We start from the raw sequence: 12,813 nt of genomic DNA, 5'->3' as shown, positions 1-12,813 counted from the left end.
GTGTAGGTCTTACCGCTGTCTCTTGTCGTCTCCCTCCCGGTGAAGTCCGTCGTCCTCGCCCGGTTTTCTCTTTCTGTCGTCGGGGTCGTGTGGCCCGCCGAAGGGGGTGTCGTATGTCGGGAATCCATGTTCGATGCCTCTGTCCGGGTCGATTTCCGCGTCGGCCCTTCTCGGGGTGTAGTACGTGATGTTCCTGATGTCGTCCGTGGTGTGCGTGTTCTTCCCGCTGCGCGGGGCGGCTGCTCCCTCGGTGATGCGGGCGCAGTTCGCGCAGGAGGGGCAGTAGGGGACCCACGGCGGCTTCAGTGTGAACTTGTTGTCGAGCTGGAAGTGGCTGATCTGTGCGTCTTCCGTGGCGTTCAGGAGACGGTTGACAGCCTTGACCTCGGCATGCCTGGCGGGTTTGTCGTAGTGGGGGTAGTTGCTGATCCTGCGGGTGGTGCCGTCCTTCTGGAGGATCTCGTACTTGCTCCGGAGGAACATGCCGTCGATGCGGTTCTTGATCTCGGGGTGCAGGAGTTCGGGCGCGATGACGGAGTGGCGGGGCCTGCCGTTGAGGCCTTCGGCGACGAGTCCGGTCCTGCGGTCGACGACGACGGAGTTGACGGCTCCGTTCTCGTGGCCCAGGTCCTCGGGGGTGAGGGGGATCTTGACGAAGTACTCCTCCCCGTCTTCCTCATGGGGGTAGCCGTCCGTGTTCCTCCCGGTCTCCGGGTCGAGGTTCGGCCTCGATTTCTTGGGCAGGTTCTTGTCCATCCTGCCGAGGTCGTGCCATTCGACGCGGACGGGCACCTTGTTTTTGACGAGGTAGGATATTTCCCTCGCCCGCATGTTGACGAGTTCGTGGACGAATTTGTCGAGGGGTTTGTCCTTGACGTGGGTGATGAGTCCGTCCTGGTCGGTGGTCCTGTCGGCTTCGGGAATCCTTCCGAGGATTCTCCCGTCGGTGAGGTACTTGGGGAAAGCGGGGTCCCCTTCGGTTTCCTCGCCCTGGATGCCGAAGACTTCGGTGGCGGGTTTCCACTGGTCCGACTTCTCCTGGCCGCTGCCCTCCGCCCCGGTCCGCGAGTCGTCCTGACCGCTGTCGTCCTGTCCGGGCTGACGGTTCGACGGCCCGCCGTTGTCGCCCATCACGGGGAAGGCCAGGATGTCGGTCACCGAACTGGGCAGCGACTGGTCGAAGTCGGCCTTGGGGTTGAGCAGGCTCAGGAAGTCGTCGGGGAAGGGCTTGGAGCCGAGGGCGTCGGGCGAGCCGTTCTCCTTGTCCGAGGACTTCGGGTCCACGGAGTCGGAGGGGGAGCCGTCCTGGTCCGACTGCGGTCGGACCAGCGGTTCGTCGAACGTTGAGCCTCGGGGCCGCTGTACCGGTGTGTCGGGGAGGTCGTACAGGGACAGGTCGTCGTCGCTGTCGTAGCCGTCCGAGTCCGTGTCCGGGACCAGGTCCGGAACCGGGTCCGCGTCGGTGTCGGGGCGGGCCGGGCTCTCTCCGCGGCCGCGGCTCGTGCCGCCCTGGTGGGCTCCACGCGGGGAACGGTCCTCCCCCTGCTTCCCGCGGTCCTTCCCCCCGGAACCGTCCCGGTCCCCGGAACGGTCGCCCGAACGGTCACCCCCACCGGTCCTGCCGCTGCCACCGCTGCCACCGCTGCCGCCCTGGTCGCCTTCGCCTCCGGAGCGGTCCTGGCCGGAGCCTCCGTTGCCGCCGGTCCGGTCCCCGCTGTTCCCCCCGGAACCGCCCTTGTCGGGGCCGCCGTCGCCGCCGTCGTCGCCGCCTTCGTCCTTGTGCTGGTCCTTGGAGTCGGTGGGGGCGTCCTCGTTCTCCTCCTCGGCGTCCTCCTTCTTCTCCTCCTCGTCCTGTGTGTGCTCGGGCTCCTTCGCCGTCTCCCCGTCCTCGGACTCGGGCTGTCTCCGGGACGGGTCGGACCCGGTCGCCTCGGGCGCTGTCCCGGGGGCCGAGGTCTCCTGGGCCCGGCCGTCGTTGACGGCCGGGGCGGGCCGGGTCGTCGTCCCCCCGCCGGAGGGTGCGTGCGCGGTGTCCTGCGCGGGGATGCCGCCTCCGGTGTTCGCGGGACCGTTCAGCTCCTGCTCGAAGAACGCGAACAGGTCGGACGCCGGGTCGGCGGCCGGGGGAGCCTGTTCCGCCGAGGGCACGTTCCCCTCCTGCCGGGAGGTGTCCGTGCGCTCCTGGGGCAGGGTGGAGGAACCCTCGTCGCCCCGGTTCCGGGTGAGGGGTTGGGGGATGGGGGCCTGTTCGGGTGCCGGTTGGGTCGGTTGCGTGGTCGTCTGGCTCTGCTGCGGGCTGTCGGAGACCGGGTCCGTCTCGGCCGGGGTGGAGGAGCGCGGCTCCTCCCCTGCCGGGGCGGTCTCCGTCTGCGGGACGGGCCGGTTCCCAGGGGCGCGATCCGCCTCGGTCTGGCCAGGGGAGCGCTGGGGACCGTGGCCGTTCGTCGGGCCGGCGTCGTCCTGGGAGGTTCCGTTCTCGCTCGGCCGGGTCGTCGCCGGTAGCGACCACTTGGCCCTCCAGTCCTCTCGTAGACGCTGCCTCTCCTCCGGTGTCCGCGCCTCGTGCTCCCAGTTGGTCCGCCAGTCCTGGATGGCCTGGAGCCGGTTGTTCCACTCGTTCCGGTCCGGGTTCGCGGAGGGGACGCGCAGGACACGGGGCTGCGGACGGCGGAGGGCGGGCCGGTCCTCGGAAGCGGGGTTCGTCCCAGTTTCGTCGGGGAAGCGCTGTTCCTCCGGTGCGGGGTCGATCTCCGGCGGCTGGGGAGCGCGTTCGTCTCCGGGGTCGGTGGAGGCCGCCTCGGGGTGACGGTTCAGCTGGCTGACGTGTATCACGCTCTGCGGCGCCTCGGCGGACAGCGGCTGCTGTCCGTCCTGGTCCCTACGTGTACGGAGCCAGTCGTCCAGCCCCTGCGGCTCCGTCTGCGCGGGGGAAGGCTGTGGGCCGTGGTCGCCCGTCGGACCGGTGTCCTCGGGGGCCGGCCGGTCGCCCTCGGAGGGGGCCGGGTCCGACGACATCAGCCGCTCCAGTCGGAGCCGCATGTCCCTGAGCGTTTCCGAGTCCACTGAGGACGCCTCGGAGAGGGTGTCCTGGTCCGGCTGGGGGAGGGTGTCGTGATCGGTCCCGGCCCGCGTGTGGAGGGGGAGGCGCTGTCCGTCGAAGGTGGACACCGCGTCCTCGGCGGCCCGGGCCAGCGCGTCGTCCTCGGACGGCGCCGGCTGCGGCCGCTGGTCCTGGCCTTCGACGGGCCGGTCCTGCTGCTGCGGTGCGCTCGGGGTCGTGGAGGGCCCGGGCAGGGCGGTGGTGTCGGACTCCCAGGGGAAGCCCTGTGCTCCCTGGGTTTCGAGCCAGGCGGCGTCGACGGGCCCGCCCAGGTCCATGTCGTACCGGAACCCTTCGGGGACGGGCGGGCCCACCGCCATGGACCGTTCCATGAGCGACCGCATCAGCTCTGCGCGTTCCTCCTCGCTGAGCGAGGCCGCCTCCGGGTGGTGCCTGTCGAGCCAGCGGACGCGCGGCGCCTCCTCCTCGTCGCTGGACTCCTGGTCGGTGGCGTCGTACAGGTTCTCCTCGTCGTTCGCCGTGTACCCGTCGGCGGGGTCGTCGACGCGCTCCGGGGCGGGGCCGCGACGGGTTCCGGCCCGGTCGCCGGATAGGGCCGCGTCGTGCTGGGACGACCCGTTCCCGTCCTCCCCGGTCGGCGTCGCCCACGCCCTCGGCCTCCGGACCGTCGCGGACTCGGGCCGGGCGTGGGTTTCGGAGGACGGGCCCGAACGCTGGTCCGTGTGGCTGAGGGGCCTCTTCGTCTGGTTGCGTGAGTGGCGTTCCGGGCGGTTGTCAGCGGGGGCGGTCCCGTTCCGGGAGGAGCCCTCCTGGCCTTGGAGGGCCCTGCCCATCACCATGTCCCGCGCCAGTCTCTGCCGCGCCCGTTCGAGCACCTCGGCCGGGCTCGGCTCGGGTGCTCTCCTCGGCACGTCCTCCTGCGGCCGGTCGTCGCGCTCGGGCGACTCGGCGGTCGCGGGGTCCGGGGTGTTCCGCTGCTGGGTCTGGGGAGGAGCTTCCTCCTCTCCGGCCTCCCGCGGCCGGATGTTGAGGTCCGAGCCGAGGGTGTCCAGGAGGTTGGGTGCGGTGTCGCCCCGCTCGGGCTGCCGTCCCTCCTGCCCGGGCTGCCGGTTGTTCCGTTCGGGCAGCTCGATGGCCTCCGGGTCGGCGGCGGGGTCATCGGCGTTCCGCTGCGGGGCCGGGGGAGGAGGCGGCTCCTCCTGGATGGTGTCGAGGTCCGGTGCGGTCGCGGTGCGCGGCCTGGGCAGGGACGAGGGGTCGCCCAGACCGTCGCGCAGCTCCTGGAGCGCCGTCACCCAGTCGCGCACAGCCCCCTCGAATTCCTGCCGCCGGTCCTCGTAGGCGCCCTCCAGATCCTCGTAACGCTGCCGGACCCGCGGGTCGTCGGGTGCGGCGATGCGGTCGGAGGCCGCCTGGTCCAGGGGCCAGCGCGCTTCCAGGTAGGCCTTCTCCGCGTTTCCGAGCGCCTTCTGGATCCGGGCGAAACGCTCGGTCAGGGGGGCGATCCGGGTGGCGTGGTCGGGCGTGATGACACCCATCCGCACCGCGTCGCCGTGGGAGATCCACCGGGTCGTCTTGACGGTGGTCCGGCCCTGCTGCCACCGGGCGGGGCGGGCCGGGACGGACGAGGGGGTGCGCCGGCCGCCGAAGGCGCCGCGCACCGCCCGTCCCGCGGACGCGGCCTTGTCCCCGACGTAGCGCGCCGAGCGCTTGTACCAGGGGCCGCTCAGCTCGGTCCTGGCCCCGATGAACACGTCGGTGTCCATCTCCACCAGGTAGCCGGGTCCGGTACGGACACGGTCGGAGTGGGGAGGCTCCTTCGGCCTGCTCCCCCGCGCGGTGTCGCCTCCGGACGTGGACGATCCCGTGTTGTTGGCCGAACCGTAGTGGGTGGCCGTCGTCGGAGGGCCCGTCCCGGTGCGTCCCGAGGGGCGCGCTTCGAAACCCATGGTCGTCGTGGACGACTCGTTGTGGAACGGGGAGAAGGTCCTGCTCGTCTCCGAGGAGTCGGTCAGGCGCACGCTCGGGTTGTAGTCCTTGATGAGCGCCGTCTCCGGGTGGGGTATGGCGCGCATCATCCACGTGGTCGGACCCAGCTCGGGCAGTTCGGCGCCCTTCTCCGAACTGGCCTCGGCGAAGGAGGCCTTGATGCCGAGTTCGGTGAGCGCGTGGTCGATGGCGTTGTTGCGGGAGTTCAGCTTGAGCTTGTCCGCCGCGTAGTCGGCCGCCTTCTCGACGGCCTGCGGGGTGTACCGCCCGTCGGCGACCGCGTTCGCGGGCGGGTTCCAGCCCAACGACTTCGCCAGGACGATCCGGCCGAGGTCGAGGATGTCCTTGCCCTTGTTCTCGACGGATTCGAGCAGGGTCACGGCGTCGTTGAAGGCGTCCCGAGTCCGCGGGTCCATGTCGCGTGTCAGGGAGCGCGCCATGTCGGTCAGCGAGGCGTGGTTGTCGTTGGAGGGGTTCTCCGGTGCGGTCCGGTTCCCCGTCCGCTGCCCGCCGGGCTGTCTGCCGTTGTCACCCTGGCCGGTCGTCCGGGTGGTGTCGGCGGCCTCGGGTGTGGTGCGGGGGGTGTTGTTTCCGTCGGTGGTCGTCCGGGTGGTGTCGCCACCCTCGGGCGTGGTGCTGGGGTTGTCGTCGCCCTGGTCGGTCGTCCGGGTGGTGTCTTCCCCGGGTGTGGTGCGGGGGTTGCCGTTCCCGTCGGTGGAGGTGCGGGGGGTGTCGTTCCCCCCGGTCGTGCTCGCCTCGTTGCGCAGGTCGAGGGAGAAGGCCGGGTACAGCTCCTGCGCCCGGCCCGAGTTCCCCGTGCCGGTGAAGTCGCGCGTGCGCGAGCCCGGGGTCTCCCCCAGAAGGGAGTTGGCCGTGCCCTGCTTCTCCGAGATGTGCAGGTCGAGCGTCAGCTGGGTGTCCGACGACACCCGCGCGTAGGGCGTCTCCATGGTCAGCTGGGTGGAGCGCTTGTCCGTGTCCCGGACGACCCCGCCCTCGCCGCGCGCGTTCGTCGTGGTGCCGTCACCTTGCAGGCCCATCAGGTAGGGGCGGCTCGGCGGGGTGGTGCCCCCGGGCTGGTCGCCCCCCGACTGGGGCAGCGGTGTCAGGAGTGAGCCGTGGGCTCCCTGGAACGCGGAGCTCTCGTTGCCCTGCTGGAGCCGGTCCCCTTCCTCCGAACCCTGACGCTGGCGGTACTCCGTCTTGCCGCCCAGGTACTCGACCTTCGCGTTGCTCCTGTCGAGCCGCAGCTTCACGGTGGCGTCCAGGGACAGCGGCGCGGTCGTCGGGGCGTTGAGGTTCCCGATCGAGTGGTCGATGGGGCTGATCTTCAACGTCACCGGCACCCCGGTGTTGGGGTTGAGCCCGGTGTGGGAGTCGAGGGCCTTCAGGATGATCTCCCGGCTGCCCTTGGTCAGCTGCCAGCCCTGCGAGGCCAGGTCGTCGACGAGGCTCTGGATGGCCTCGTCCGGGTTGACCGGGTCGAGCATCATGCCGGAGTCCTCGAAGCCCGGGCGCGGTTTCACCGACCCGGGCGCCTCCGGCTCGGGCTGGGGGCTGCGGACCAGTTCACCGTCGACCTCCTCGACCTTGTCCTCGACCATGCCCGACGCGTGGGCGTCGCGGATGTGGATCAGCCCGGTCTCCAGGTTGTCGGAGTCGGCCTGCCAGCCCCGGTAGCGCGCGGAGCGGGGGAAGGTCGGCCCGATGCTCCAGCTCTTGACGAACTCCAGCGCCTGCGTGATGCGCCCCGAGGCGGAGTAGGAGTACGACATCGGGATCTTGGGGTGGAACTCGACCGACTCGTTGAACCTCGACGTGGGCTTGGTGATGGTGTAGCGGTCGAACAGGCTCTTGCCCGCGGAGGGGCCGAGCTGGATCAGGGGGGCGCTCGCGGAGTTGGGGGCGGGAGCGGTCCCGCCCGCGGGCTGCTCGGCGGGTTGGATGGGGTTGGGGTTGACCCGGCCTCCGCCCGTGGCCAGGAAGGTCAGGTCGGTCCGCCTCCCGTCCCTGGAGAACGTCTCCAGGGTGTTCTTGCTCTTGAAGACGACCGCGCCGTCGGACTGCTCGAAGCGGTCGACCGAGTCGATGTCGAACCGGGTGGACGACGTCGTGCGGAGGTGCATCGGGGAGAGCGGGCCCCCGCTCGCCTCCGTGCGGGTGCGCGCGCCTCCGGAGGAGCGCGCCGCCGGGTTGTCCGCGAGGTTCTCCGGGGAGAGCGCGTTCTCGTAGAACCGTCGGCTTCCCTCGCCCCGCCTCAGGAAGTGCCGCAGCTTGCGCTCGAAGCCGAGCCCCCTGGAGGGGCGCTGGCCGCCCGTGCCCCTCTCCCAGGGCGCGATGGAGGAGAAGCTCTCGTAGGTGGCTTCGAGCAGGCTGCTCACCCGGTTGCCGTCACCGGTGGTGAACCGGGTGTTGACGTTCTCGACGGTGGTGGGGGTGTCGCGGAGCTTCTCGGCCCGGCGCTGTTCGATCGGGCGGGTGTCGGGGGCGTTCTCCGCGGGGTTCCGCTGCCCGGTGGTGGTCTGCGCGGTCTCGGTGTCCGGTGCCGGGGCGGTGTCGGTGTTCTGCTGGCCGGTGGTGTCGCCGGTGGTCTCCGTCGCCGTTGGTGTCCGGACGCCGTCGTTCTGGGAGCCGGTGTCCTGCTGCCCGGTGGTGTCCGCAGCGGTGTCGGTGTTCTGTTGCCCGGTGGTGTCCTGCGCGGTTTCGGTGTTCGGCTGGTTGGTGTTGGTGTTGGTGTTGGTGTTGGTGTTGGTGTTGGGGACGGGCGTCCGCTGACCGTCACCGGTCTGGGAGCCGGTGTTCTGCTGCCCGTTGGTGTTCTGCTGGCCGGTGGTCCGCGCGGTGCCCGTGTCCGGTGCCGGGGCCGTACCCTCTTCGGCCGGGGGACGCTGGCTCCGCTCCCCGCCGAACAGCCTCTTGACACCGCCGGTCAGGTCGCGCGTCTTACGGACCCTGTCCGGCGTCGGCCTCGTGGGGCCGTCGATCATCTCCTGGGCCTGGTCGACCGGTATCGGCCGGATCCGGGTGACCCTCGGGGCGGGGGCGGTCTCGTCCCGGCCCCCGCGTTCCCCGCCCGGAACCGCCTTGGCCGTGTCCATCGTGGCCATTGCCTCGATCGGGCGGCTGAGCAGGTCCTGTCCGCGCTCGGCCAGCGGTGTGTCACCGCCCAGGACCATGCCGAGGTCGTCGTCCTGGTAGAGCCTCGCCTTGAACCGGACCCCGGAGTTCCAGACGCTGGAGTCCTCCGCGTACTGGACGGTCCTCTCGCTCTGGGACCTCATGCCCAGGCCCCGGCTCTTCCCCTTGGTGTCGCTCAGCTGGAGGGAGACCGAGAACACGCCGCCGTCGCTCGGGTTGCCGGCCGCGTCGACGGCGTCGATCCGGCGGATGTAGCCGCCGGAGGAGAACCGGACCGTCTTGCGCTTCTGCGAGCCGTCCGCGGTGCTGATCTCGGACGAGCCCGCGTACTCGCCTCCGGTGCCCCTCGTGGTCTCTCCCGCGTGCCTGAGCGAGGAGAAGTCCGCGCTGATGCGTACCGCGACGAACGGCGAGCGCATCACTCTCTGGCCGGACTTGAAGAGCGCGCTGGGGTCGAACCTCCCGGTGTCGATCAGGTGGACCGGCTGACCGTGCAGTGTCAGGCCGTCCGTGCCGCTCTTGAACTCGGACGCGGCGATCGCGTCGATGATCCTGTGCGTGTTGAAGACGGCGACCTCGTGGTCGCGCCGGAAGGGGCGGTGCTCGCGCGTGGAACCGGTGAACGGGCCGCTGTTCTCGTGGCCGGGGCGCCTGGCGAAGTTCTTCGGGTCGCGGGCCATGTCGGGCAGGACGATGCCGGGCAGCTTGTCGGCCAGCCCGGTCAGCACCTGGTGCGCGATGTGCTGGTAGATGCTGCGCTGCTGCCCGTCGACGTCGCGGTACTGGCTGCCGTCGGGCCAGGTGAAGTCGCGGGGCACGGCCCCGTGGAAGGTGACCGGGTTCTCCTCGGCCAGGTTCGGGCGGGGAGGCCGCAGGGCCTCGGGCCGCCCCTCCCCGTCGGGGCGTTCCTCGGTGGGCTGCTGCCCGGGCGGCCGTTCCTGTTCCGGGGCGTTCTCCCGCCGCCGACCGCGCTCCTCGGTCCCGGTGTCCGCGTTCCGGTCGTCGCCGTCCGGTGCGTTCCGGCTCCTGTCGGTCCCGGTCTCCCGGTTCCCGTCGGTTCCGGTCCGCTGGTCCCCGGTGGTGCCGGGCTGCCGGTTTCCGTCGGTTCCGGTCTGCTGGTTCCCCGTGGTGCCGGGAACGGTCCCGGGAGGGTTCACCGCCTCGGGCGCCGTGCCGCTCCCCTCGGTCCGGACGGGGGCCGGGGGCGCGGGCACCTTGTCCGAGGGCTCGTCCCCGTTCAGGATGCGGGCCTCCTGGACGGTGAGGATCTCGACGGTGTCGCCCTGGAAGCGGTACACCTCGGTTTCGCCGTCGAAGTGCACGTAGTAGTTGCGCTGCACGTCGTAGGCGGACGACTCGGTCTTGCCGTAGTTCATGCGGTTGACCGCCCCCGACGACAGCTGCGAACTCTCCGCGGTCGACCGGCCCCGCACACCCCCCTCCACGGCTATCGCGTCCACACGGGCCCTGTGGGTGCCGCCCACGGCCCCCGCGTCGACGCTGACTCCCGCGCCCAGGGTGCCGCCGAGGAAGTCGCTGTGCCGGACGGAGCTCCCGCTCTCGCGTTCGGCCTTGTTGCCCTTGATGTACTTCGCGGGCTGGATGGTGTGGGACTTGACGTCGTAGGCGGTGGGCACGGACTGGATGCTCACCAGCCGGGGCCTGCCCGAGGGGTCGGTTACCGTGAAGACCGCAGGCGCCGAGGTCATCTCGGGCAGGTTGTTGCGGATGGACTTCTTGGAGAAGGTCCCCCCGACCTGGTCGTGGAAGGCGTCCAGCTTCTGCTGCCTGCGCCTGTCGACGAACCCGGGCGTCACCTTGTCGACCGCGGACTTCCACCACCCGCGGTCCTGCTCCGGGGACCACAGGTGGTCGGCGATCCAGTCGGGGAAGGACCTGTCGGAGGACCCGTCGCTCAACCGGATGTCGCCGACCGACACGGGGTGGCCCTTGTCCGCGTGCGGTCCCACGGGCCTGTCGTCGTCGTTCCGGCCGCGCTGGTGGTCCTGGGTCGCGAAGGGGTCGCGCAGGCGGATCGTCTCCGGACCGGTGTTGGCCGCGACCGCGCCCGGAAGGACCAGGACCACCCCGTTGGCGGAATCGGCCCGGGCGTTCACGGCCCGGTCCGGCGGGGTGGTGCCGTTCGCCGGTGCGTCGCCGTTCGGAGCGTTGTCGTTGGGAGCGGTGTTGTCAGCGGGAACGTTGTTGTTGCCGGTGGTGTTGGGGGCGGTGCCGTCGGCCGGGACGTTGCGGTTCGCCTGGGTGGTGCCGCTGCCCGGCGCCCGCGTCCGGGGGACCTGGAGGGGCGTCAGCTCGAAGGACATGGTCAGGTCGGAGGTGTAGACCTCGGGCTTGCCCTTGATCTCGTAGCTGCTGTAGCCGTCGTGGAGGCTGACCGCCGTGTCCACGGACTGGCGCTGGCGCGTTCCCCCCGAGAAGCTGAACGTGAAGCGGGGGCCGATGTCGGCGCCGCCCACCGTTCCGAGGAGCAGGGGGGAGACCTGGAACCCCATGCCGATGAACTTGGTGCCGCCGTGGCTGCCGCTGCCCTCGGCCGGGTTGGCCTCCCCGGCCTCGTCCACCAGCTTCAGGTCCGTGGGGTCCGAGCCCTCCTTCGGCTGGGTGGGCGCGTGGTGGAAACCCTCACGGGAGGGGTTCAGCCGCAGTCTCGCCTGCCACCTGGAGCCGTCCGCTCCGTTGACCGTCGTGGAGAACCCCTCCGGCTGGAAGAACACGCCCGTCTGCTCGCGCGCCTGGGCGTCGATCTGTTCCCTGACCGTGTCGCGCACCGTGGCGTCGACGTGTCCGGCGTCGTTGGCGAGGGTGTCGTCCACGAACGAACGCAGGTGCTCGGCGTGGATCATGCTGGAGTTGACCAGGTTGGACGTCAGCAGGTAGCCGAGGTCGTAGGGGGTGCCGGTCCGCTCCGGCCGCACGGAACCCGGGTAGTCCCGGGGCGGTGGCTCCTCGCGTCGCCGCGTGTCGCCGGTGTCGGTCTGCGGGCGCTCCGTCTCCGTGCCGTCGGTGGTGGTGCGGGGGTCCTCCTCCGGAGGCGGGGGAGGGGGCGTGCGTTCCGCGTCCTCGGGGTTCGTCGTGTCCGCGGTGGTGCCGGTGTTCTCCTGCTGGGGCGGAGGAGGCTGTTCCGTGTCCTCGGGGTTCGTGGTGGCGTCGGTGTTCTCCTGCGGGGACGGGGGAGGTTGCTCCGTGTCCTCGGCGTTCGTGGTGTCGGTGTTCTCCGGGGACGGCGGAGGCTGTTCCGTGCCCGTGGCGTCCACCGTCTCGACGGGGTCTGTGGTGGTGTCGTGCTCGTGCTGCGGGGACGGCGGGGGCGCGTGCTCCGTGTCTTCGGTGTTCGTGACGTCGGTGTCGACGGGCCGCACCGACGGCTTCGGTTCGGTGCCGTCGTTCTCGGTCGGAGTGGGCGGGGGAGGCGCGCCCTCCTCGTGTTCTCCGCTCCTGGTCCGTGTCTCCTCCGTGGGTACGCGCGTCTCGGCCCCGGGCGGCGCGGACGGGCGCACCGCCTCCGCCGTCGTATCCCCGGTCCCGGTGGTCAGCGGGCCCGGCGGTGTCGCCCGTTCCCGCGAAACGCCGGTCTCGGCAGGGGCGTCCTCGGTGGTCTCGTCGCTCGTGTTCGGCTCGGGCGCGGACCGGGCCGGAATCGGCCGCGGGGAGGGCCTGGCCCCGGGGTCGGAGGTCTCCTCCCCGGTCACCTGTCCGCTCCGGCCGGGCGGGGTCTGCGTGTCGAGGGCGCTGTGGAAGGTGTCCGGCAGCGGGTCCGCCGCGGGGTCCGCCCCCGGCTTCCGCTCCGCCGGGGCGCTGGGGGGTGTGCCGGTCGCGGGGCCGGGCGCCTCCGACCGGGCTGACTCCGTGTCGTCGGGGCCGGTCAGTCCCAGGCCGCGGGCCAGGGAGTCGAGGTCGGCGCCGCTCGTTCCGGTGCCCTCCCCGTCGGGGTCCCGCACCTCTCCGGCGATGTCGGTCACGGCGATGGCGACGGGGTTGTTGGAGCCGAACGGGCTGGAGAACCCCGGCATGTTCATGCGCATGTCCAGCCTCGCGCGCGCGACGGAGCCCGCAGGGGTCAGGTCGGCGATGGACCGGGCCCGGTCCAGGGCGGCCGCTCGCGCGGCGGCGTCGCCGCGGGAGGAGGCCGCGTCGCCGAGCGCGATACCGACGGCGATGTTCGCGGCCACGTTGACGGTACGGGACAGGCTCTCGTGCCGGTCGGCCGCGTCCTGGGCGGCCGCCGTTGCGTCGCGGCGATGGGTGTCCGCGCTCTGGGCGGCCGCGCGGGCCTCCCCGACCCGAGTCCCGGTGTCGTGCCCGGCGGTGCGGGTGGCGGTGTCGGCGGCGTCGTAAGCGATGTGGGCGGCGCGTTCGGCGTCCTGGCGGGCGGTGTCGGCCTCCCCGGCCCGGGTCAGGGCCGCCTCGCGTTCGCGTGCGGCGTGGGTGATCCGGTCCGGGTTCTCCGGGTCGACCTCGGACGGTTCGGGGATCGCGTCGCGGGCCGCGGCCGCGTCGGCGCCAGCGCGCGCGGCCACGCTCTGTGCGGCGGCGGCCAGGTCCGCGGCCAGAGCGACCGTGGTGGTGACGGCTTCGGGGGCGGTGTCGGCGATCTCCCCGGCCCG

General features: G+C 71.7%; 1 protein-coding gene. It reads right to left on the bottom strand.

The features are described 5' to 3' along the window. Positions 1-9: 9 nt before the first annotated feature. Positions 10-12,726, bottom strand: a complete 12,717-nt coding sequence (locus G011_RS32170) for a hypothetical protein (RefSeq protein ID WP_231391551.1) — start codon at positions 12,724-12,726, stop codon at positions 10-12. Positions 12,727-12,813 lie beyond the last annotated feature (87 nt).

Source organism: Nocardiopsis sp. CNS-639 (genome assembly GCF_000381685.1).
Taxonomy (GTDB): Bacteria; Actinomycetota; Actinomycetes; order Streptosporangiales; family Streptosporangiaceae; genus Nocardiopsis; species Nocardiopsis dassonvillei.
Note: the sequence above shows the minus strand (reverse complement) of the source record. Positions and strands in the feature narration are given on the sequence as shown.